This window comes from Paraburkholderia sediminicola (assembly GCF_902859805.1).
GTDB lineage: Bacteria > Pseudomonadota > Gammaproteobacteria > Burkholderiales > Burkholderiaceae > Paraburkholderia > Paraburkholderia sediminicola.
In genome coordinates this window covers 34,613-57,302 of the sequence record NZ_CADIKC010000023.1, presented here as the reverse complement: position 1 = coordinate 57,302, position 22,690 = coordinate 34,613, and the positions used below count along the sequence as shown (strand labels likewise).

The 22,690-nt window shown below is 56.6% G+C and carries 16 protein-coding genes and 4 pseudogenes; 16 read left to right on the top strand and 4 right to left on the bottom strand.

The features are described from left to right. Nucleotides 1–483 precede the first annotated feature (483 nt). Both R8871_RS37945 and R8871_RS37940 read right to left on the bottom strand, forming a co-directional pair. Nucleotides 484–1,263 (bottom strand): annotated as a pseudogene (locus tag R8871_RS37945) (IS701 family transposase); the annotation flags it as partial. Between the two features lie 319 nt (nt 1,264–1,582). Then, nucleotides 1,583–2,506: a LysR family transcriptional regulator gene (locus tag R8871_RS37940; protein ID WP_175055016.1), complete on the bottom strand. Its 924-nt coding sequence runs from the start codon at nt 2,504–2,506 to the stop codon at nt 1,583–1,585. A gap of 890 nt (nt 2,507–3,396) precedes the next feature. Between R8871_RS37940 and R8871_RS37935 the strand changes: the two genes are divergently transcribed. The 7 genes from R8871_RS37935 (at nt 3,397) to fdhA (ending at nt 11,950) form a co-directional block, all read left to right on the top strand. Further along, a complete protein-coding gene (locus R8871_RS37935) occupies nt 3,397–4,452 on the top strand; it encodes a hypothetical protein (protein WP_175055015.1) in 1,056 nt (351 codons plus the stop codon). Nucleotides 4,453–4,634: 182 nt separating this feature from the next. Then, nucleotides 4,635–5,966: an MFS transporter gene (locus tag R8871_RS37930; RefSeq protein ID WP_175055014.1), complete on the top strand. Its 1,332-nt coding sequence runs from the start codon at nt 4,635–4,637 to the stop codon at nt 5,964–5,966. Between the two features lie 56 nt (nt 5,967–6,022). Then, nucleotides 6,023–7,147, top strand: coding sequence for a porin (locus tag R8871_RS37925; RefSeq protein ID WP_175055013.1), 1,125 nt, complete (start codon nt 6,023–6,025; stop codon nt 7,145–7,147). Nucleotides 7,148–7,206: 59 nt separating this feature from the next. Then, nucleotides 7,207–8,274 (top strand): aromatic ring-hydroxylating dioxygenase subunit alpha, encoded by a 1,068-nt coding sequence (locus R8871_RS37920; protein ID WP_175055012.1) that lies wholly within the window; start codon nt 7,207–7,209, stop codon nt 8,272–8,274. 113 nt (nt 8,275–8,387) lie between these two features. Beyond that, the gene (locus R8871_RS37915) at nt 8,388–9,356 is read left to right on the top strand and encodes a PDR/VanB family oxidoreductase (protein WP_175055032.1); all 969 of its coding nucleotides are present in this window, start codon (nt 8,388–8,390) and stop codon (nt 9,354–9,356) included. A 392-nt stretch (nt 9,357–9,748) separates the two neighbouring features. Beyond that, nucleotides 9,749–10,618: an alpha/beta hydrolase fold domain-containing protein gene (locus R8871_RS37910; protein ID WP_175055011.1), complete on the top strand. Its 870-nt coding sequence runs from the start codon at nt 9,749–9,751 to the stop codon at nt 10,616–10,618. A 129-nt stretch (nt 10,619–10,747) separates the two neighbouring features. Further along, nucleotides 10,748–11,950, top strand: a complete 1,203-nt coding sequence (fdhA, locus tag R8871_RS37905; RefSeq protein ID WP_175055010.1) for a formaldehyde dehydrogenase, glutathione-independent — start codon at nt 10,748–10,750, stop codon at nt 11,948–11,950. Nucleotides 11,951–12,188: 238 nt separating this feature from the next. On the opposite strand, the gene andR is transcribed toward fdhA, so the two are convergent. Next, entirely contained in the window at nt 12,189–13,157 is a 969-nt protein-coding gene (gene andR / locus R8871_RS37900) for an anthranilate 1,2-dioxygenase regulatory protein AndR (protein WP_175055031.1), read from the bottom strand. A gap of 191 nt (nt 13,158–13,348) precedes the next feature. Here andR and andAc point away from each other — a divergent pair, with 191 nt between their 5' ends. The 8 genes and pseudogenes from andAc to R8871_RS37860 all read left to right on the top strand — a co-directional run. Further along, on the top strand, nt 13,349–14,620 hold the full coding sequence (gene andAc, locus R8871_RS37895) for an anthranilate 1,2-dioxygenase large subunit AndAc (RefSeq protein WP_175055009.1): 1,272 nt from the start codon (nt 13,349–13,351) through the stop codon (nt 14,618–14,620). Between the two features lie 15 nt (nt 14,621–14,635). Then, complete coding sequence (andAd, locus tag R8871_RS37890; protein WP_175055008.1) at nt 14,636–15,109, top strand: anthranilate 1,2-dioxygenase small subunit AndAd; 474 nt, start codon at nt 14,636–14,638, stop codon at nt 15,107–15,109. Between the two features lie 10 nt (nt 15,110–15,119). Then, nucleotides 15,120–15,443, top strand: coding sequence for an anthranilate 1,2-dioxygenase ferredoxin subunit AndAb (gene andAb / locus R8871_RS37885; protein WP_175055007.1), 324 nt, complete (start codon nt 15,120–15,122; stop codon nt 15,441–15,443). Continuing rightward, entirely contained in the window at nt 15,433–16,656 is a 1,224-nt protein-coding gene (andAa, locus tag R8871_RS37880; protein ID WP_175055006.1) for an anthranilate 1,2-dioxygenase system ferredoxin--NAD(+) reductase, read from the top strand. Before andAb ends, andAa begins: the two co-directional genes overlap by 11 nt. Nucleotides 16,657–16,670: 14 nt before the next feature. Then, nucleotides 16,671–17,787, top strand: a pseudogene (locus R8871_RS38915) (muconate/chloromuconate family cycloisomerase). Between the two features lie 13 nt (nt 17,788–17,800). Beyond that, entirely contained in the window at nt 17,801–18,091 is a 291-nt protein-coding gene (gene catC, locus R8871_RS37870; RefSeq protein WP_175055005.1) for a muconolactone Delta-isomerase, read from the top strand. A gap of 44 nt (nt 18,092–18,135) precedes the next feature. Beyond that, nucleotides 18,136–19,071, top strand: a complete 936-nt coding sequence (gene catA, locus R8871_RS37865; RefSeq protein WP_175055004.1) for a catechol 1,2-dioxygenase — start codon at nt 18,136–18,138, stop codon at nt 19,069–19,071. Nucleotides 19,072–19,284: 213 nt separating this feature from the next. After that, nucleotides 19,285–19,794: pseudogene (locus tag R8871_RS37860) on the top strand (IS5/IS1182 family transposase); the annotation flags it as partial. Nucleotides 19,795–20,301: 507 nt separating this feature from the next. Here R8871_RS37860 and R8871_RS37855 read toward each other — a convergent pair. Beyond that, on the bottom strand, nt 20,302–21,237 hold the full coding sequence (locus R8871_RS37855) for an AraC family transcriptional regulator (protein WP_175055003.1): 936 nt from the start codon (nt 21,235–21,237) through the stop codon (nt 20,302–20,304). A 310-nt stretch (nt 21,238–21,547) separates the two neighbouring features. Between R8871_RS37855 and R8871_RS37850 the strand changes: the two are divergent. After that, nucleotides 21,548–22,540: pseudogene (locus R8871_RS37850) on the top strand (IS30 family transposase). The last annotated feature ends 150 nt before the right edge of the window (nt 22,541–22,690 follow it).

Here is a 22,690-nt window from a genome sequence, read left to right as displayed (position 1 = left end):
TGAAGGTTCAACGCGCCCGGACAGTAAGCGGGTTACCTTCCGAGGTAACCGTAGTTTTAGATGGGGCGCGTCTGTAATGGGGTGGTTCCAGCGCCTTGCGCATGCGGTATGTGGTGCCCGGTCTCGTGCCGGCACGGATAGAAGTTGGTCCGGTCAACTGTCCGGACTTCAGGCACCCCGACCTCACTGCTGTTCTCGCTTGATATGGAGGATTGCAAAGTATCTGAACGTGACAGGTTATCCACCACCGGCCAGCGTCGTGGTCGTAACAGGCGACCCGCCGGCCGGTGGTGGATAACCTGTCACGTTCTCGAACGGGAGATAACTGACGGAAAAATGGATCGCGAAAGGGCTTGACTTCCAATGCCCCATAGAAGTCTTACTGTGTCACATAATTAGTTGCGCAGTCTATTTGCCGTACAGGAACAGTGCCAACGTTGCGTGAGCCGTCGTCCAAGCAGGATACGCAACGTGGTAAGGGAATCAGGAACGTGGCGTTGGCCGCGCTGGACTGCCCCGTGGGATGTAATCCGGGGGAAGAGCAGGCAGCGCGCGTTCGAGGAAGTTTTTTTTATCGCGCACATCTGATTACATCCTGAGTCGCTGAGCCATCAGAAACCCATATGCAGCGATACTCAGTGTGGCGTGGTGGTGAAAGACACGCCAGCCTCGCCCTTCGTAGTGACCGAGCCCGAACTCCTGTTTCAGGTCCTGATAGTCGCGCTCGATGCGCCAGCGCATCTTGGTCACGAACACAAGCTGCTCAAGTGTCGCCTCCTCGGGGGCGGTAGAGAGAAAGTATTTGAGCGGTTCCGTATCTCCATCAGGCCATTCAATGAGCAACCATTCTTCGTCGCGAACGGTACTTCGCCAATAGTCGCGATGTGCGGGACGAACACGTACGGCAGCAAAGCGAGAGGAAAGTGCTGCGTTGCTGCCTTCCCGCCAGGTGACGGTTTGCCAGATGTTCACGGGTAATTGCATGGCCAACTCCTTCACCGCGAGCGGTTCGTGGCCGGGCGCACGGCGCAACAATGTCGGTGGCTTGCCGCGCCCGCTCCAGGGCTTGGGTGGAAGCGGCGCCGTACCTGGCGCCCACACAGAGGTGCCCGGCCGGATCCCTACCGCGTACAACAAACCCAGATCAGTTACGCTATCCCGGAAAGCGGTTTCGTCGCCGTACCCGGCATCGGCTAGCACGATGCCGGGTGCAACGCCGGACGCTATAGCCTCGTGAAGTTGGGCCAATGCAATCTGGGGCTTCCGTGTACCGATCACAATAGGAGGACGGCTTCCTCGCGGCGCATTGCCAGCCGCAGCTACCCGTCGCGAAAAGAGCGCGAGGCTCGTCTGAGAACTGACTCATCCGTGCGATACGACTCACGTATGCATAAATTCACTTGAATTATGAATGTTCGCGAGCGCATCGATCGGGCGCTCCAATCTAGCCAACGATAGGCAACCAATTGCGTAAAGCCGTCGTAACGGCGTCACGACGCTGAGCCGAGCAGTTCAGGAGTGGCGCTTAACCTGCAAAGCGGCACTGCGCGACGACGAGACGATTGCGCATTCTCTAGAATTCCTAAACGTTTCCCTTTCTAGAGAGTTTGGTGAACAGTCGTCCAGCAGGGGTTGAAAGCGGGGTCCCCGCAGGCACACCAACTAGCATCTGACGGGAAGCCCATTGCTCTCCAATCTCGATTTTTTTGAGTCCACGAAACGGTCCGAGGGCTTCCCAGGCACGACTGGGAACGATCGCTATCCCATGGCCGGCTCGAGTCATGAGAATCATCGCGTCGAGACTCGCAACTTGTATCGACGCTCTCAGCTTCAAACCCCGCCGGCGCGCCTGATCGGCGGTTAACGCGCGAGTTTCCGTTCCAAGCGGACCTACCACGAGCTCATACTGAGCAATCTCGTCGATGCCAGCACTTGTCTGCACAGCTAAAGGGTGATCTTCAGGCACTAGCAGTGCTAACTTGTCCTCCTCATAGATCATGGTGGTTAGTCCAGATGGTACGCTGTCTGAGACGAAGACACCTACGTCGATCTCTTCTTTCTGAAGCGCATGGATTACGTCGTGACTCGTTCGACTGTTGAACTCGAGCGTTATGAGAGGGTACTCGCTACGGAATTGAGCTAGGTCGGCAGGTAACCGTTGAGTCAATGCAAATACCGAGGCGGCTAATCGAACAGCTCCCCGGATACCCTCCGAAAACGTATGCAGCTCATCCGCCAAGGTGTCCATCTCGCTGAGGATCGTACGGGCGCGAGTCAGGACAGTTTTCCCGGCTGCGGTGAACTCCGTACCGTGTGAGGTGCGTCTAAGGAGTTGGAGTCCGCAGTTCTCTTCGAGTTCTGCGATCCGCCGGCTGACCGCAGAAGGTACGAGGTGAACGCGTTCGGCAGCTTTCGCCAAGCTTCCGTGCTCCTCTACAGCGAGGAGTATCTGCAGCGTCTGGGCTGTGAATTGTGACCTTAGGTTCGGTGCTGCCGACTTGGACATTCATTTTCCTGCAGACAACGGCTGAAGAAGAGCCGCCGAAATAGGCACACGGGGTGTACGTTACCGCTGCCATTCGATGCTCAAAATGTGACCCCTGAGTTGCGGTGAACGTGTCAGATCCAGGGACTCTGGCCTTCTTTCACAACTAAAGTGAAACACCCGCATGATACCATCGCAGCGGTGATAAGCGGACGCTATAGGGGTGACAGGCAGACGCTATTGATCGTGAAGCGGCGCCGCACACAGTTCGGGCGCAAGTCCGAGAAACTCGATTGCCAGCTTAAAAAGCTCCAGCGTCGGATTGAAAGGGTTAAAGCTGGCGCGAGTCGAGATCCCAAACAGGCCTCACCAGCCAAAGTAGAACGAAGTGTTTTGAGCGCAGCGGGCAAAATTAGACCGCCCGCGAGACGTTCCACGCGCCACAGGTCGATAGGGCCGTGCGCATCGGCCCCGATCGCAAAAAGTAGAGTCGCGTCAGCGTGCTCACCTTTTCATAGACCTTTCCATCCGCGCTAAACCGGTCTAAGGGCCGCTGCCACTTCCGAGGACGAGGCGAGCCCAAGCTCGGCTCGCCACCGGCGCATGCCCCGTAAAAGCGGCTACCTGATGATAGGATCAAACGGCAGGCCCCCAGGCGTTGGCATCGTCGTCCAATTTGGTGCGTGGCTATCTCTCGGGTACTCATTCGCGCTAGGTGTATTCCCTAAAGCCAAAGTGCTGCGCGCCTCCGGCGTAGCATTGCATTGCGATAACTCCATGTATTGAAACGGGTTTTACGTTTTTGTCTGCGTTGCCCAAACGAGAATTTCACATTCTCGAAACATCGCTAGCCGTCAAAAAAGCGGCTCCTTATGCTGGGTCAAAATTTCCCGACTATGGAGCCACGACAGATGCCTCTTTCCAAAATTACCTCGGCTCAACTCCCTGGACTCTTTGAAGCCCAGTTCACGCGCTGTGCGGTGGCACCCGGAGAAACAATCGTGTTGCTCACCGATCACAACACCCCTCGTGAGATGGTTAACGCCGCGTTCGCTGCAGCTCTCGCGCTCGGTGCTGAATCGTTCGAAGTAGGACTTTCGCGCGCACTCGACTTGCAGCGGGTAGGGCACGACAAGCCCGGAGCTGGGGAGGGGTTAATGAACGCGCTTCAGTCTGCCGATCTGCTCTGCACCTTTTTTCCGCCAAATCTTTCGCCTTGGCTTGCCGCATGTCGAAAAGGCGGCACTCGCGTCCTTTCTATCACTGACAAGCCGGACCAGCTTCACCGTTTGCTCGCGCCCGAAGGAACGAAGGAAGCCGTCTTGCATGCAGCGGAGCGATATGCGAATGCGCGCGTCATTCATGTGACCAGCGATGCAGGAACCGACTTTACCTATCGGCGCGGGGATCCGGCGTGGAGCGAGCTTCGCGCGTACTACGGTTATAGCGACGAACCCGGTCATTTCGACCAATGGGGCATGGCTATGGTCGCCGATTTTCCTGACGAAGGAACCGCGGAAGGCATCGTGGTTGTCAAGCCTGGCGACCTTTGGATTTTGCCATATGTGCGAGCTGTGGAAAGCGAAATCCGGATTGAGGTCCGCGAGGGCTTTATTCGCAAAATCGAAGGGGGGCTCGATGCAAAGGCATTTAACGACTGGCTCGCACGCAACGCAACCTCCCCTCAAGATTTGGATCCGTACGCAGTGTCCCATCTTGGTTTTGGTCTCCATCCAAACGCTTATTGGGACGACATTCTTACGTACGGTAATAGCGTCGCCGATCTAACGATGGCAGCTCGCGCTTACGCTGGGAATTTCCTGTTTTCAACGGGACCCGGCCCGCACCGCCGCACCAAGGGGCACATTGACATGCCCATGAGCGACTGTTCAGTTTCACTCGACGGCGAGCTTTTCCTCGACAAGGGTGTAATTAAGGACCCTAAGGCTGTTATAAGAAGAAACTGAAGTCGGTTATACGTTGCCTTCGGCACCGTCGCGCAAAACGCAAGAATCCCGGCGACGGTCCGAACACCATATAGGTTGAGCACGGAATAACCTGAATCCTACAGTGGGACCTTAAGAGCCGGGAAAAAAGATATTTTATTTTTTCTAGCTCTCTCTCACCGGTCACCCAATACGGAGCAATAATGTCTCAGTCACAGTCCGCAGATTCCACGCTCGAGAGTGATCCTCTCTTGTATAAGAAAATCGCTTGGCGAATCATCCCGTTCCTGGTGATTTGCATCATTGTTTCGTTTCTTGATCGCGTAAATATCGGATACGCGAAGCTCCAGATGACAGGGGATCTCGGAATTAGCGATGCGACCTACGGACTAGCAGCCGGAATGTTCTTTGTGGGATATGTGCTGTTCGAACTCCCCAGCAACTTGCTTTTGGTGCGATACGGCGCCCGAAAGATGTTTGTACGCATTATGTTTGCATGGGGGATCGTATCAATGGCGATGATGCTCGTTACGCAATCACCCCATCTTTACATCTTACGCGTGCTCCTAGGAATTGCCGAAGCAGGCTTTTACCCTGGCTTGATGCTTTATCTTACATATTGGTTTCCGCGCGAGAAGTATGCCGGATCAGTTGCTTGGTTCACCGCTGGTAGCGCAGCATCAGGCCTGCTCGGTGGCCCGCTATCCGGTTGGATCATGAGTGGCATGAATGGTTATCTCGGGTTCCCGGGATGGCGGTGGTTGTTCTTTCTCGAAGGGCTTCCCGCAGTTCTGTTAGCGTTTATCGCTTACTTTTACATTTGCGACAAGCCCGATCAATGTAAATGGCTCACAAAGAGTGAGAAGGCGCAGTTGTCGCGCGATCTAACCGCGTCTTATGGAATGTCCGGTGCTCGGTCTGAGGCACTAACCGAGGCGGTCCGAAATCCGGTGCTTTATCTGTTGGCGTTAGTTTACTTCACGATGAACTGCGCTGCTTACGGCGTTGTGCTTTGGCTGCCAAGTCTCGTCGCAGCTTCAGGCGTTAAGTCGGTTCTTCACGTCGGACTACTCAGCGCGTTGCCTTACTGTGTCGGTATCGTGGGCATCATTCTTTTGAGCCGACGCTCGGACGCGACTGGGGATAGACGCTGGCACTTCCTCGGCTGCGCCGTTGTGGGAGCCATCTCGCTCTTGGCGCTGACTGCCTCAATCTCCAGCGGAAATATCGTCTTTACGATGCTCTGGCTCTGCGTTGCCGTCGTGACGACATTGTCGATGTTACCGATCTTTTGGGCAACTCCGCCTATGTTTTTCGGGGGAACTGCGGCTGCGGGTGGCCTAGCTTTAATCAGCAGCATTGGACAGATCGCGGGATTTGTGAGCCCGTATGTTGTCGGCCTGGCCAAAGTGCATACAGCCAACTTTAGCGCTGGCTTGATTCTAATGGCGCTTGTACTCCTAGCTAGCGGCGGCATCATGGCATTTTTGTTACCTTGGGCTCGCGACAATCGAGTACTCCGACAAGCAAGCTGATTATGCCGCGCGATTGTCATCACAATTAAACTCATGATAAAGAGAAGGGTTAGTCTATGAAAACCCAAACCCGAGTCGCCGCGCTAGCGGCAATTGCCTACTGTACTCACGCTCACGCCCAGAGCAGTGTCACGCTCTACGGCCTGATCTCAGTCGGCGTCGAATACGTTAGCAATGAAGGGGGGCACAGCAACGTAAAAATGCTCTCTGGGTCCCAACAAGGATCGCGCTGGGGTATGAGAGTTAAAGAGGATTTGGGCGGAGGTATGTCGGCAATCGCCCAGCTAGAAAACGGATTCGACCTTGCTAGCGGCAAGTTATCGCAAGGTGGACGAGAGTTCGGTCGACAAGCATACGTAGGGATCAGCAGTAACCGTTTCGGTACTTTTACAATCGGTAGGCAGACTGATACATTTTGGGACGTCTTGCTTCCGTTTTACGGACCCACTTTCGGTAGTAGTCTGAATGTTCACGTTGGCGACAACGACAACACATTTGGTACATATAGATTCAATAATACGGTCAAGTACGTGTCGCCGAGTGTCATGGGAATTACCGGGGAGGGGATGTACTCCTTCAGCAATCAGGCTGGCGCTTTTGGTAACAACCGCGCCATGGGACTCGGTTTGTCCTATCAGCGTGGTGCGCTGGCAGCTGGACTCGCGTACATGTCGTTGGATAATCCGGGAACAGCAAACGCCGATGGTGCTGTGACGAACGACTACGCGGGGGCGCCTTTCCAGCTTTTTCGGGCAAGCCCGCTAAACGCCACTGCAGGGGTTAGTAATGAGCGGCGATATGGAGGCGGAGCGTCGTATTCATTTACCGAGAAACTCGGTGCAGCTGTAAATATCACGCAGGTAAAATTCGAGTATCTGGATTCAACGAGCCTACGCTTGACGAACTATGACGTGACATTGAACTACCGTGTTACTCCAGCTTTTTTTGTCGCGGCGGGATATGTTTATACAAATGGCCGATACGACGCTGCTGGCGTGGGAAATCCGCATTGGCACATGGGCCAGATTTCGCTAGACTATTTTTTGTCGAAGATGACAGACGTTTATATCTACGGCGTAGTTCAGAGGGCTAGCTCGACTAACGCCGACATATATGGAAATGTCAAATCTTCTTCACCCCTGCAATCCATCGCACTCGCCGGCATTCGAAAAAAGTTTTAATGTGTTTCCCGGATTCCCAAGGAAAGCGAACGATTCAGGATCGAATGGAGATGTAAATTATGTATCCCTTCACAACGACTAATTATTTCATCAGAAACGCTTGGTATGTCGCGGCCTTCTCCCACGAAGTGACGCGCAAGCCGCTTCAGCGAACAATCATGGACGAGCCGATCGTCCTTTATCGTACCGAAGAAAATGAACCGAAAGCGATGTGGGGCCTGTGTGCTCATCGAAACTACCCACTCGCAGAGGGCACCTTAGTAGGCGACGAACTGCAATGCCCCTACCACGGGTATCGATATAGTGTTGATGGATTGTGCACGCGCATTCCAGGACAAAACAATTGTCCGAAAAACTTCAGACAACGAACTTATCCATGTGTAGAACGCGCAGGATTTGTATGGCTGTGGATGGGCCTCGCAGACGAAGTAGATCCTAGTTTGATGCCTCCTTTGGAAAATTTCGGCGGCGATCAAAAGGGTTGGAAGAACCTGGCGAACGAGCTAACGGCGATACCGGCTCGGTGGCCGTTGATGATCGACAATCTTATGGACTTGAGCCATATCGGTTTTCTTCATCTGCAGTCGATCGATGCCCCGGGCGCAGGAGACGTGGCCCCAGATGCGGTCGACAGCACTGGTTTCAAAGTGACCCGTTTTTTGCCTGGAAGCGACCCGAGCATGCTCTACGTTGCGTATTCGTTTCCTCATAGGACGGATCCAATCGATGTCGAGTTAGGCACGGAGTACGTGAGTCCGGGTTTCACGACGGCCTACATAAAGTTTTATGAGCCAGGGACCAACCGACAAGAGCTCCTTGGGACCTCGTATCACTATCAAGGCATAACTCCGGAGTCGAGAACGACCACACTTGGTTTTAGTTCCCTCGTTCGAGATGTGGAAATCGAGTCAACCTCGTTCGACGATTGGCTGTTAGCGTCCGTAAGAAAGACGAGGAAGGAAGACAAGGAAGCGCTAGAACACTTGGAGATATATGCGGATCGTTATGCGGATGCCCGCCGCGAGTTGTCAGGGATAAATGACGTGGGTGCGATCAAGGTTCGACGGCACCTTTCCCAGCTACTCGAAACTGAAGGCTTGCCGGCGGCGGAGAAAAGCAAAGCGTAGTTCGGATATCTGCCGAATACGGGCAGTCGGTGATACATAAGATTTGGAAGGGTCCTGCCAGTCCGCTGCCTGGCGGACCGTTGATAGTTCATTCGCAATAGCAAGGTGAAATGATGAGCTCCATAGAGCGAATCGAGGTAGTGGTATCTCGCAAGGTGAAAGAAGCTGATGATATCTTCGTGTATGACTTGCAGCACGCCGAAGGTTTGGCTCTACCCGCCTTCTCCGCTGGGTCTCACGTCGACGTTCACTTACCCAACGGCATAACGCGTCAGTATTCGCTTTGCAACGACCCTGAAGAATCGCAACGCTACACGATCGCCGTTCTTCGCGAGCCACGCTCTCGCGGAGGATCGAGCGCAATGCATGATTCAGTACAGCAAGGCGACAGAATCACGATCAGTGCGCCCAAGAACCATTTTCCGTTGGTGCATTCCGCGAGGCGGACGCTGCTCTTCGCAGGGGGGATTGGGATTACGCCGATCCTTTGTATGGCAGAGCGACTCGCCAAGACGAATGCTGATTTTGAGCTCCACTACTGCACGCGCACATGGGACCGTACGGCGTTCCGTGACCGGATAGGGGCTTCGCCGTTCTCGCACCGGGTCCATCATTATCTGAGCGAGGGTGACGGACCTTCTCCCCTGAACTTGGAACCGGTACTGAGGGAGCCGTCCCCAGGCACTCACATCTACGTTTGCGGTCCCTTTGGCTTCATTGAGTTTGTCTTGAATGGTGCCCGCGAGCTCGGTTGGTCCGAAGAACAACTGCATAAAGAGTTCTTTTCCGCCTCCATTCCCAAGCCAAAGACAGACGATAGCTTCGAGGTCGTATTGGCAAGCACCGGCAGAAGCGTTCGGGTCAATGGTGATCAGACAGTCATAGACGCGCTTGCTTCGGTCGGTGTGAATGTCCAAACTTCTTGCGAGCAAGGTGTGTGTGGAACGTGTTTGACTCGTGTTTTGTCTGGCGAGCCCGATCATCGCGACATGTATCTGTCACTGGCAGAACGAGAAGCAAATGATCAATTTCTCCCTTGTTGCTCTCGCTCAAAGTCCCCGGTTCTTGTCTTGGATCTTTAGCATCCGGCCGCCACCTCGCGGTGAGCGTTCTGCAGGAGCGGCCTGCAAGGCGCTCACGTTGAAGGCGGTTTTTTGGAAACTGGCCTTTTCGGGGCGAAACCAGTCGACGGAGTTGCGAGACTGATTGACGAAAGACTAATACCGATGTCGGCCGCGCGGAACCGGACAGGCAAAGTCGCCCAACCACTTCTCGGACACCTACTTTCTCCGTCTCACTGGGAGAGCTTTGAATCTACTGCTTTGTCGCCCGACCTTAGAAGGAAGCGGATCCGAACGTGCACCGATTTGCAAGGAAAGAGGCCGTGTACCATGCAATATATCGGAAGCCGACAGTTCCCTTATCGATCAGGGCCGCTTCAAACGTCACGGATACCCGCAATGGGGCACACAATATGGATGAGAAGATGATACGGAAACCAGAAGAATATAAGGGATACAAGACTGTTACAGATCCGGAGAAGTTTTCCATCCCATGGCAGCCTTTTTATGCCAGTGGGGTCTCTAAGACCGCTGCTCTGCAGTCGCGCTTTACACACCATTTGGGGCTGAAATATGGGGACCATCCGTCTCAAATATTAGATCTTTATCTTCCCTCTGAAGTGTCCTCTTCGACTACGACCATCATTTTTCTTCATGGTGGCGCCTTCCGAGAAGGACACCCGGGGCAATACGGTTACATCGGAGAACCGTATCTAGCGGCCGGAGCCGCATATATCTCCGCGTCCTACAGAATGGCGCCTGATGCTTTTTATCCGGACCAGGTAGAAGACGTTGCTGTGCTTGTCCGATGGCTTTATACACAACTCGCGGCGCATGGCCTAAATCGTCATCGACTTATCTTTATGGGACATTCGTCCGGAGCGTTGATGCTCGCTCTTGCCGCAGTTCGCGCCGATTGGCAAGAGAGAACGGGCGTACCTGTGGACATTATCGACACCATTGTTATCGCGGGCGCCAATTTCGACCACTTGGAAGACTCCCCTACTAATCTAGTGAGAGATGCTTCGCGTCGGGAAGAGGGTACCGTCGTCTGTAACATTCAACGGGTGCCGCGACGAGTCGTGATTGTTTTTGCGACGGATGAAAGAAACACTGGCGACGGGCGTCGGTTCGCTCGCTCTGGGAAGCAATTAGGTGCAAGGCTAGCGGACAAGGGCGCGGAGGTTTCGATAGTCGAACTTGATACAGATCACCAAGGCACGTGCAAATCCCTTTGTGATCCCTACGGTCCAGTAGTTCGCGCACTGCTTGCAACCATCTAGAACTTGGCTTGGTCACATCTCGGAGACTGTGGCGCAAAAGATCGACGCTGCTCGAAGTTCGATCCGCAGTGCCGCATTCCACCCGTGTTGTAACTGATCGTTCTATGTAATCTCAAACCCAAGGAAGATATGACTCAAAACCGAGGCGTAGTTTATGTCGAACCTGGCAAGGTGGAAGTCAGTGAGATCCCGTTCCCTGAGATGGTCGACCCTGCTGGCCGGCGGCAAAATCACGGTGTCATTCTGAAAGTAATCTCCACCAATATTTGCGGTTCTGACCAACACATGGTCAGAGGGAGAACGACCGCCCCGAGGGGTTTAGTACTTGGTCACGAAATCACTGGCGAAGTGATCGAGCTCGGATCTGACGTGCTAACCCTCGAGAAAGGTGATTTGGTCTCTGTGCCTTTCAACGTTGCCTGCGGACGATGCCCGATGTGCAAATCGCAGAATACGGGTGTTTGCTTGAGTGTGAACCTTACGCGGCCAGGCGGCGCTTATGGCTACGTCGATATGGGCGGATGGATTGGAGGACAGGCAGAGTACGTCTATGTTCCTTTCGCGGATTTCAACCTACTGAAGTTTCCAGATAGAGACCGCGCGATGGAGAAAATTCGGGATCTCACGTGTTTGTCCGATATCCTTCCCACCGGCTATCACGGGGCCGTGACCGCCGGTGTTCGCCCGGGCTCGACGGTCTATATTGCAGGAGCAGGACCGGTCGGAATGGCGGCAGCAGCTTCAGCACGGCTCCTAGGCGCGGCGGTCACGATAGTCGGCGATATCAATCCTGTCCGTCTACAGCATGCTCGCGATGTCGGCTTTGAGACTGTGAACCTGACGTTGGACGCAACATTGCCTGAACAGGTCGCAGCCCTCCTTGGCGACCCTGAGGTCGACTGTGCGATTGATTGCGTTGGATTCGAGGCCCGCGGCCATGGACACGACGGCTCGCGACGTGAGGCGCCTGCCGCAGTACTCAATTCGTTGATGGAGGTGACTCGTGTTGCGGGAAAGATTGGCATTCCCGGTCTTTACGTGACGGACGACCCCGGGGCTGTTGATGCCGACGCACGCAAAGGCAGCTTGTCTGTACGGCTTGGCATGGGTTGGGCCAAATCGCACAGCTTTTTTACCGGGCAAACACCGGTCATGAAGTACAACCGCGACTTAATGCAAGCGATTCTGTGGGACCGCATTGACATCGCTCGCGCGGTGAATGTTCAGGTTATCGCACTAGACGAAGCGCCCAGCGGATACGCTGAGTTCGATGCAGGCGTGCCTAAAAAATTTGTGATCGATCCTCACGGGGCACTGGGTACTGCGTCTTGACTCTTTAACTGATAGGACGTGACGAGCCGAAGGTAAGCTGAAATCGACCTGCCGCAGCATTGCGGCGGCGTCTGATCCTATCTGGTTGCCAATCGAAGTCACGTCGAACTTCAGAGTCGGTATGGCTTGACTTCTGCCGGCAGCGCCCGGTCCGGGACCTGCCGAAGTCATGTCACTAGCGCGATTGCGCGAACGAAAGCAAATTCTGAGTTGCGGTCGAAGCGGTTTTCGATGAGAACTATCGAGCCGGCCGCTCGCGCAACGTCTCCGAAGGTAGTTCGCCAAACTGCTTTCGATAAGCGAGCGAAAAGCGGCCGAGATGAAAGAATCCGCACGCCAATGCAATGTCGGAGATGTGAGCGGTTGGCCCAGCGGTGAGCAGCGCCTCGCGCGCCTTTTGCATTCTAACAGCGCGCAGGAACTGCATGGGGCTGGTGCCGCGCACGATAAGGAAGCGCTCGCGCAATGTACGTGCCGAAACGCCCGCCGCGGACGCGATGTCCTCAAGAAGCAGTGGTTCGCCAGCATGTTCGCGAACGAAATCCTCAGCTCGCTTGACGAAAGCGGGCACGATCGACGATTGCTTGACAGGCGCACCGGGTGCATTGAGTAACGAGCAGGTGAGCAATTCGATCAACAGGCCTTCCATATGCGTAGCGATCTGGGCATTCGAGCGTGCGCTTTCAAGCAGCGCCGACGATCCGGTGAGCGCGCGCAGCTGCTGCATCCATCCGTGCAATAGCGGGCTGTCGATGCATATCCGCGGCGACAACAGAGCGTCTGCTTGGCGACTAGCTTTTCTGAAAGCGTCGGCATCCATGCGAAGCACGAATTGCTCGCAGTCCGAAGACAACCATGCGTTAAACGGCTGGCCCGGCGCGCACAGTATCCCATTGTTGCGATCGACGATAAGCGGCGCATCGGGGGTGCGCACCTCTGCGTAACCGCGCAGACAGAACATTAGGAGATAGTAGCCATCGATGGATTCGACATCCACATGCATGGGCGTGCCGAAGGAAATAGCGCCCAAACCAAGCCCACCCAGTTTGACGAAGTCCATGTACGAGTACCCGTGATCTTTCCCTGATGGCGCGAGCACATGGGGCTGCATGACACGAGAGATGAGGTCGCGCGTCTCGTCGAGATCGCTCGATTCGAATATCCGATAACTGCGTAATGCGGCGGGCGCGAATAAAGTTGGGGTCATGGCTATTCGGCAAAAAACAGGTTTGGCCGGGTGTCGCGTGCTGCGACGTCCTGACGAATAAAAACCGCCGTTTCTGGATAGTACTCTAATCAGCGGCGTTTTTGGTGGATAGACCGGCCATCCTCTCTCATCAAAAATGTGATGACACCGTGACGTATCGATTACGGCGACCCCGCAACAGGAGAACATCCGTGGAAACGGCTGAACTGGTTTTTCGCCCTCAAGGTCCGACCGACTCGGATCACGTTCACTTTCCGCGCGACGACGGCTCGCGCGTGCCTTACAAGGTCTTCAGTTCGCAAGCTGTGTACGACCGCGAGCAGGAGCGCATCTTTCGCGGCCCGACTTGGAATTTCGTGGCGCTCGAAGCGGAGATCCCCAAAGCCGGCGATTACAAGAGCACGTTCGTCGGCGACACTCCGGTCGTCGTCACGAGACTTGAAGACGGCGGGCTCGCAGCGTGGGTGAACCGCTGCGCGCATCGCGGCGCGTCCGTGTGCCGCAAATTGCGCGGCAACGCGACATCGCACACCTGCGTATATCACCAGTGGAGCTTCGATAACAGCGGCAATCTGCTCGGCGTGCCGTTCAGGCGCGGACAAAAAGGCATGACGGGCATGCCCGCCGATTTCGACCCGAAGAATCACAGCCTGCGCAAGCTACGCGTCGAAAGCTACAAGGGCCTCATATTCGCGACTTTCAGCGACGAAGTCGGTCCGCTGTCCGACTATCTCGGCGCGCAAATGCGTCCGTGGATCGACCGCATCTTTCACAAACCGATCGAGTATCTCGGCTGCACGCGTCAGTATTCGAAGTCCAACTGGAAGCTGTACTTCGAGAACGTGAAGGACCCGTATCACGCTAGCATGCTGCATCTTTTCCATACGACGTTCAACATCTTCCGCGTCGGCATGAAGGCGCGTTCGATTCCTGACGCAACGCATGGACTGCACAGCATCATCACCGTGACGAAAACGGGAGAAGACACGTCCTCCGCATACAAGCAGCAAAACATACGCTCGTTCGACGAAGGTTTCGCGCTCGAAGACGATTCCATTCTCGGCCTCGTCTCCGAATACGAAGAAGACACGACGAATCACATCCAGCCGATCTTCCCGCAACTCGTTGTACAGCAGATCCACAACACGCTCGTTGCACGCCAGTTGTTGCCGAAAGGTCCCAACAACTTCGAGCTGATCTTCCACTTCTTCGGCTATGCGGACGATACACCCGAGTTGCGCGCGCTCCGCATTAACCAGGCGAATCTCGTCGGTCCCGCCGGCTATATCTCGATGGAAGATACCGAAGCGACCGAACTCGTTCAGCGCGGGACCGTGCGCGATGCGGATGCGACTTCTGTCATCGAGATGTCGCGCGCAAATCCTGATCAGCAGGATACGGTCATCACCGAAAGCCTGATCCGCAAGTTCTGGGTCGGTTATCAGAAACTGATGGGCTATTGAGCAGCGAGGCGACGCATGGAACAGATGAAGCTGTGGTTCGAACTGCACATGCTGCAGGACCAATACATCAACGCGCTCGATAACGACAGGCTCGAAGCCTGGCCCGCGCTTTTTACGGAAGACTGCCTCTACGAGATCGTGCCGAAGGAGAACGCGGACATGGGCTTGCCTGTCGGCATCATCCACTGCACGAATCAGAAGATGCTGCGCGATCGCGTGGTGTCGTTGCGGCACGCGAACATCTACGAGGAGCATAGCTACCGGCACATGACGTCGGGGCTCACCGTGACGAGCGACGCAGACGGCGTGATCGCAACCGAGAGCAATTACGTCGTGATCCAAACGCGCACCAACGGCGAGTCGAACGTCTATCAGGCGGGCAAGTATTTCGACAAGGTCGTGCGCACCAAAGACGGCCTCCGTTATCAGGCCAAGCGCGTGATTTACGACACGTCGCGCGTGCAGACGCTGCTCGCAACGCCAATCTGAGGAAACGGACATGGAACAAGCGACGAATACGTGGCAAGTAATCGGCATGCTCAACGATTTCACTGAAGGCGAGCCTTCCGCGGTGGTCGCGGGAGACAAGCCGGTGGCCGTTTTCCGTATCGGCGATGAAGTCTTCGCGTTGCACGATCTTTGCACTCACGGACATGCGCGCCTGTCGGAAGGCTATGTCGAAGATGGCTGCGTGGAGTGTCCCCTGCATCAAGGGCTTTTCGATATCCGCAGCGGTGCGCCGCGTTGTGCGCCCGTGACCGAAGCCGTGCGTAGCTATCCCATTCGCATCGTCAATGGACAGGTCGAGATCCATGTCGAGTAAGCCTTATGTGATCGTTGGTGCGGCACACGCCGCGCGTCGCGCAGCCGAAACGCTGCGTGCGCGCGATGCGGATGCGCACATCGTCATGATCGGCGATGAACGTGCGTTGCCCTATGACCGCCCGGAACTGTCGAAAGGTGCGCTGCTGTCGGAAGAAGGCGAGCGCCGTATCTTTGTTCGGGACGCCGCGTGGTACGACGCGCAACGTATCGATATGCGGCTCGGCATACGCGTGGAAGCGATCGATCGCGCCTCGAAGTGCGTCGTGCTGAGCGATGGCGCACGCATCGAATACGAGCGGTTGCTGCTTGCAACGGGATCGCGCGTGCGGCGGTTTCCGGGCCATGTCGATGACGGCGTGAAGCTGCATTACGTTCGCACCGTCGACGATGCACGCGCATTGCGTGAGGCGCTTTCACCGGGCAAACGCGTCGCGGTGCTGGGCGGTGGCTTCATCGGGCTGGAAGTGGCGGCGTCCGCGATCAAGGCGGGTTGTGCGGTCGTAGTCGTCGAGCCTGCGCGACGGCTGCTCATGCGTTCGATGCCTCGCGAAGTGGCGGACTTTCTTCACGCGCTGCATCGCACAAAAGGCGTGGACATGCGACTCGACACGAAGCCGCTTGCCGTGAGACGCGGCGCAAGTCATGCGATCGTTGAGACGGATCGCGGCGACATCGCGGCGGATATCGTCGTCGCCGGGATCGGCGTCGTGCCAAACGTGGAGCTCGCGCAGGCGGCGGGGCTTGCGGTGACCAACGGCATCGTCGTGGACGAGCAATGCCGGACCGATGATCCGTCGATCTTTGCTGCGGGCGAGGTCACGATGCATTTCAACCCGCTCCTGAAGCGCCATGTGCGCGTGGAATCGTGGCAGGTCGCGGAGAATCAGCCCGCTATCGCAGCGGCGAACATCCTCGGCGCAGAAGAGCGCTACGCGGAAGCACCGTGGCTCTGGTCCGATCAACACGACTGCAACGTGCAAACACTCGGCCTCTTCGACGGCACGCATACGACCGTGCTGCGCGGTGATCCGGCCTCGGGTTCTTTTTGCGTGCTCGCGCTGAATGACACCGGTGCGCTCGCCGCCGTCGCCGCCGTCAATGCGGGCCGCGACATGGGCGCATGCAAGCGGCTGCTTGCAGCAGGCAAGCCGCTCGATATCGACGCACTGCGCAATACCGCCGTTGCACTGCGCACCCTACTTGCCGCATGAACAGAGGCTGAAGAATGACTACAGCGATCATCGAACGTATCGAAACCCGTCTTGTCGATTTACCGACGATACGCCCGCACAAGCTGTCCGTCGCGACGATGCACGGACAGACGCTCGTGCTGGTCAAGGTCTATTGCAGCGATGGCATCGTCGGCATGGGCGGGGCGCGACCATCGCGGGCATGGCCTATGGGCCCGAAAGCCCCGAGTCGATGAAGCTCGCGGTCGATGCGTATCTCGCGCCTGAGTCCATCGGCAAGGACGCGACTCGCGTGCGGGCGTTGATGGCGCATCTCGGCAAGCTCGTTAAGGTCAATCACTTTTCGAAGAGCGCGCTGGAAACCGCATTGCTCGATGCGCAAGGCAAGCGCCTCGGCGTGCCGGTAAGCGAACTGCTCGGCGGACCACGTCGCGATCGTCTGCCGGTCGCATGGACGCTTGCTTCAGGAGATACCGCGCGCGACATCGCCGAAGCACACACGATGCTCGAAGCGCGACGCCACAACATCTTCTAGCTGAAGATCGACGCAAAGCCCATCAGGACCGACATCGCACACGTCGCGGCGATCAAGCCGCGGTACGCGTCGATGCGAACATGGCATGGAGCGAGACCCAGGCATCGTGGGCGCTTCCCGCGCTGGCGGATGCGGGCTGCGAACTCGTCGAGCAGCCGGTCGCATCTCCTGCGGCCTTGGCGCGACTCACGCGCCGCTTTCCGGTTGCGTTGATGGCCGACGAGATTCTTCAGGGACCGGAAAGCGCGTTCGAGATTGCAAAGAACGACGGCGCCGATGTATTCGCGATCAAGATCGAGCAGAGCGGCGGTTTGTTCGCGGCGCAGCGTGTCGCCGCCATTGCAGATGCTGCCGGCATCGAGCTTTATGGCGGCACGATGCTCGAAGGCGCGTTCAGCACCGTCGCATCGGCGCATCTGTTCGCGAGCTTTGCGAATCTTCAGTGGGGTACTGAGCTGTTCGGGCCATTGCTGATCACCGAAGAGATTCTGACGAAGCCTCTCGACTACAGCGACTTCGAACTAACGGTGCCGGATGGTCCGGGCCTTGGTATCGAACTGAATGAAGCCGTTGTCGAGCGATTCACGCGCGATGGTCTGATGAAAGTCACCCGTTGAGAGGACACGAGCGATGTTGTTCCATGTACGAATGGATGTGAATATCCCCGCTGACATACCTGTCGACGTCGCAAATGAAATCAAGGCGCGTGAGAAGGCCTATTCGCAGGCGCTTCAGCGCAGCGGCAAGTGGCGTCACATCTGGCGTCTTGCCGGAGAGTACGCGAATTACAGCGTCTTCGATCTCGAAAGCAATGCGGAGCTGCACGAAATTCTCATTGCGTTGCCGCTGTTCCCGTACATGAAGATCTCGGTGACGCCGTTGTGCCGCCATCCGTCGTCGGTCCGGGACGACGACGCTTGAGCGCAGAAGAACCAATTCCCCACATACGAATGGAGACATGAATTATGAGCGTCAAGGTGTTTCAAAGCGAGGAAGTACAGGACTTGTTGAAAGCTGCCGCGAACCTCGCAGGCGATGCGGGCCACGCGCGCACAAAGCAGATCACGCATCGCTTGCTGAGCGATCTGTTCAGGGTCATTGACGACCTCGACATGACGCCCGATGAAATCTGGGCCGGCGTCAACTATTTCAACAGGCTCGGTCAGGATGGCGAGGCGGCGCTGCTCGCAGCGGGTCTGGGTCTCGAGAAGTACCTCGATATTCGAATGGATGCGGAAGACCGCGAAACGCAGATCAACGGCGGCACGCCTCGTACCATCGAAGGCCCGCTGTATGTTGCGGGCGCTGCGGTGCGAGAGCACGTATCAAGGATCGATCTCGACGGTGACGAAGACGCGGGTCCGCCCGTTATTCGCGGAACGGTGACGGGTCCGGGCGGCAAGATGCTTGAGAACGCGGTGGTCGAATGCTGGCATGCCAATTCGAAGGGCTTCTATTCGCATTTTGATCCAGCCGGTACACAAAGCGATTTCAACCTGCGCGGTGCGGTGCGGACGGGTGCCGACGGTAAGTATGAATTCCGTACGCTGATGCCCGCGGGTTATGGCTGCCCGCCGGACGGCGCGACGCTGAGCCTGCTAGACACGCTGGGCCGGCATGGCAATCGTCCAGCGCACGTGCACTTCTTTGTGACCGCGGAAAACTGCCGCAAACTTACTACGCAGATCAACATCGAAGGCGATCCGCTGATCTGGGATGACTTCGCATACGCCACGCGCGAAGGCCTGATCCCACTTGCTGTGGGAAAGACTGGCGGCAAGGCTCTGGGCTTAAAGAGCGACGACTATAAGGAAATCGAATTCGACTTCCGGCTGACGGCCTTGGTGCAAGGCCGAGACAATCAGGCGGTGCGGCGTAGCCGCGCATCGGCTGCCGCGTAGAGAACCGACGATCATTCATTGTCTGTCACCACTTAAGATCCCGCGCTGCAGGTAATGTCGTTCAGTTGAGGTTCTTCCTGAGATACCGGACGGCGTGACGGCTAGGGCGTTATTTGGCGACTCGATCGCATGTGCGGCCGGGTCGTGTTTCAATCGGCAACGCCCTCAAACGTTCACGCGGTCGTAGAAGGCATGCAAGCAACGCGGCAAAACTGGCAGGTGTTCACTGGCGAGACGTACCTGCAGACCGAACCACCGATCGATCCATCGAGCGTGACGCGCTGGCGTAAGCGGCTGGGCGAAGCCGGTATTGAAGAGCTGCTGGCCGAGACGATTGAGGCAGCAAAACGTGCCGGCATGATCAAGGCTGCGAGCGTGAAGCGCGTGATCGTCGACACGACCGTCATGCAAAAGGCGATCGTCCATCCAACCGATTCGCGGTTGCTCGAGCGGTGTCGCGAACATCTGGTGAAGGCCGCGGCGCCGCACGGTCTGAAGCTCAGGCAGAACTACAACCGCGAGGCGTCGCGTCTGGGGCTGGAGATTGGCCGCTGCGCGCGCGCGAAGCAGTACAAGCGCATGAGGAAGGCATTGCGCACGCTGCGTTCGCGCGTTGGACGGGTGATGCGCGATGTGGAGCGGTAACTCGACTCGGTGGCCGAGGGCAGCCGCGTGGTCCTGCAGGAACTGATCGGCCGCACGAAGCGGATCCTGTCACAAAAGTACCGCTCGCCACGCGAATGCAGGCTCAGGTCCGAATCATCAACTACCTGTGCGACGGTGCTCGCAGGTAAGGGCAAATCTACTGACGGAAACATCTGCGCAGCACGAGCCCGGCGACGACAGGTACTAGCGCTGGTGTGACGCCCACGTTAACGGGACTTCTCGCAGCACATCTGGCAACGCCGATCCGAACGTGGGTCGGTCCACCATCGGTTCCGAATTTCCAGGCGCGTGCAGAACTTGTCGTTGCTGATACCGGGTATCCCCGCGGCGCAAATGATCGGGATTGGCGTCGTGATCCATGGCTGTGCGCGAACTCGATGCGCCTCGTTCAGACATAGTGTCACCGTGTCACCCACTCTTGCACCGGGTCTTCATCAAGATCCAGCCGACCATCCCGTCGCTGCCCGGTCAGCATCCTGCTCCCTAGGTCCGATTTCTCTGTCATCGCATTCTCAGTGCACCCCGTTCGCCATTGTCTTCATCGATAGCGAAAGCCGGCGCGCATCAAGATAATTCATTCGCCTGATTGGCGCGAAATCGTAAGGTTTGGGATGGAGCCTCGCCGAAGCGGCGGTGGTACGCAACCGCGAACCGGCCCAAGTGCTGAAACCCCCACTTGAGGGCAATGTTGGTGACAGAAGTGTTAGTCGGATCCGCCCCTAACAACTCGGTTCGGACGCGCTGCAGACGAGCCTCTCGCAGAAAAGCCATCGGGGTTGTTCCGTGCGCACGACGAAATCCGGTCTGAAGGGCCCGTTTGCTTAAGCCCGCCCCTCGCGCTATATCGTCAACGGTGAGCGGTTCGCCAAGATTTGCCCTTATAACGTCTTCGGCTCGCGCGATCGCCGGCGATTTCGGACTGCCCGATTCACCGAACAACTCTCGGGAATAGTTGTTCGGTTGGCCCAGTAGCAACTGACCAACAATTAAGGATTCGAAGCTTTGCATTGCAAGCCCGGTGAGCTGGTCTGCGGCATCAATTGCTTCGATCATCGTGGTGATTATTCGCAAGAGTGCCCAGTTTGCTACGGTCGTAAGATCAACCTCCGGCTCAAAAAAGACTGGTTCGGCCGGTTCCCGATCGAGCATTCTACGCAACGCGCCTTGGAATGCGCTGGAATTCACCCGCAGCACGATGTGGCGAGCGCCATTTTCAATGACCATTTCCAACCGTTGACCGCTCTGCGCCAGTGCAGCACAACTCGTCGTTGATTTAAAAACGCGCGAATCGACCGACACGGAGGCCTGGCCCGCCACTGGGATGGAAAGGAGGAGTGAACCGACCGTCACATTCCACGATACGAGCATATCGCTTTCGTACTCAAGGTAGTAAACCCCACCGATGCCGAGAGGCAGTCCGTGAAAGTATGTGTTGAAGGTCTGCTTTCTGCCGGCTGAAAGGTAGCCGTTTCCCCCAAATGCCCCGCTCACTGCGGACATAAACGTGTCGAGGCTGCTCCGATCGAATAGGCGGTATTTCGACAATGGGCGCTCTAGCACTTTCGGCCTCCAGTTTGGGCACACTCCAAGGCGGAGTATTCACGACTATTGATCAGCTTATCCGGCAGCGTGATCTCGATCAACCGAACAATTACATTGTGACCGAAGCCACGCATCAAAGCCGCTGCCGACGGAGCATTGTGCTATTCGGCGTCTGACTTCCCATCCTGCGGAACGGCGGCACCAACTGGCGGATTCAACCGAACGATGCGACACGATGAGCGTCCCATGAGCGGCGGGAGTGTTGCGAATGAAACAGAGGCGCCGGATCTATTACAGCGAAAGCTAGAGGTGCGTTGATGTGGGAACACTGGCGTAAAGGCGGGTCGATCAGGCGTTCGCCCGGCGACTGTCGCGATCACCGTCCGCGATCTATCGGGAGATTAAGCGTAACAGTGCGCAAGCTGGCTATCGGGCCAGCCACGCCGACCAGGTTGCATGGGATGGGTTCCTGCCCCCAAAGTCTGCAAACTGGTCGAGCACCGGTTGCTGGCTCATATCGTGGCCAACAAAGGTCTCGTTGCAGTGGTCGCTGCAGCAAATTGCTGGATGGCTCAAACGCGCATGGCCGGGCAACGAGGAGTACCACGTGTCACACGAGACGATCTACCGCAGTCTTTTCATTCAGGCATGGGGTGCATTGAAGAAGGGGTTGCTGGAGCATTTACGGCGTACCCAGGCCATGCGTCGCTCGCGCCATCGCACGCAGAAAACGGGCGATGACGGCAGGGTCCGCGACGCGGTATCAATCAGTGAAGGACCCGCCAACGGTGGACGACCGTTCGGTGCCGGGGCACTCGCAGGGCGATCTCCTGTGCGACAGCCAGATTGCGACACTTGTAGAGCGCCAGACGCGCGATGTGATGTTGGTGAAGATTGCCAGCAAAGACAGCGAAACAGTTGTCAATGCGCTGATCAAACATGCGGGCAAGCTTCCGCAGGAGCTCTATATAAGTCGCCCACCCGGGATCGGGGAACGGAGATGGCGAGCCACAAGCTCTTCACGTTGGCCGCGAACATCGCCGTGTACTTCTCCGATCCGGAACACCCCCTGGCAACGCGGCTCGAATGAAAATGCCAACAGTCTATTGACACAGTACTTCCCAAAAGGCATCGACCTGTCGGTCTACTCACAGGCCAAACTCAACGCGGTGGCGCGAAGGCTGAACGAGCCCCCAAGGAAGACGCCGGACTACGAAGCCCAGCCGAACGATTTCATCAAACTATTGCATCGGCCGGTTGAATCCGCCCTCTTTAACGATCGTACGGTCACGACGCGGCGAAGCTCGGACCCCTTTGCAGGAATAGCTCAATCGGGATAGGTTGCGACACTTTCCGGATAGTTGGATATTTTCTTGTCACGTAGATTCAGGAAATCGTAGGTCCAAAACAA

Bases quoted from the DNA above. Each gene is read 5' to 3' on its own strand.
- andAa (WP_175055006.1), top strand. From the start codon at position 15,433: ATGTCGAGTAAGCCTTATGTGATCGTTGGTGCGGCACACGCCGCGCGT.
- R8871_RS37925 (WP_175055013.1), top strand. From the start codon at position 6,023: ATGAAAACCCAAACCCGAGTCGCCGCGCTAGCGGCAATTGCCTACTGT.
- andAb (WP_175055007.1), top strand. From the start codon at position 15,120: ATGGAACAAGCGACGAATACGTGGCAAGTAATCGGCATGCTCAACGAT.
- catA (WP_175055004.1), top strand. From the start codon at position 18,136: ATGAGCGTCAAGGTGTTTCAAAGCGAGGAAGTACAGGACTTGTTGAAA.
- R8871_RS37935 (WP_175055015.1), top strand. From the start codon at position 3,397: ATGCCTCTTTCCAAAATTACCTCGGCTCAACTCCCTGGACTCTTTGAA.
- R8871_RS37930 (WP_175055014.1), top strand. From the start codon at position 4,635: ATGTCTCAGTCACAGTCCGCAGATTCCACGCTCGAGAGTGATCCTCTC.
- R8871_RS37915 (WP_175055032.1), top strand. From the start codon at position 8,388: ATGAGCTCCATAGAGCGAATCGAGGTAGTGGTATCTCGCAAGGTGAAA.
- R8871_RS37910 (WP_175055011.1), top strand. From the start codon at position 9,749: ATGGATGAGAAGATGATACGGAAACCAGAAGAATATAAGGGATACAAG.
- R8871_RS37855 (WP_175055003.1), bottom strand. From the start codon at position 21,237: ATGTCCGCAGTGAGCGGGGCATTTGGGGGAAACGGCTACCTTTCAGCC.
- catC (WP_175055005.1), top strand. From the start codon at position 17,801: ATGTTGTTCCATGTACGAATGGATGTGAATATCCCCGCTGACATACCT.
- R8871_RS37920 (WP_175055012.1), top strand. From the start codon at position 7,207: ATGTATCCCTTCACAACGACTAATTATTTCATCAGAAACGCTTGGTAT.
- andR (WP_175055031.1), bottom strand. From the start codon at position 13,157: ATGACCCCAACTTTATTCGCGCCCGCCGCATTACGCAGTTATCGGATA.
- andAd (WP_175055008.1), top strand. From the start codon at position 14,636: ATGGAACAGATGAAGCTGTGGTTCGAACTGCACATGCTGCAGGACCAA.
- fdhA (WP_175055010.1), top strand. From the start codon at position 10,748: ATGACTCAAAACCGAGGCGTAGTTTATGTCGAACCTGGCAAGGTGGAA.
- R8871_RS37940 (WP_175055016.1), bottom strand. From the start codon at position 2,506: ATGTCCAAGTCGGCAGCACCGAACCTAAGGTCACAATTCACAGCCCAG.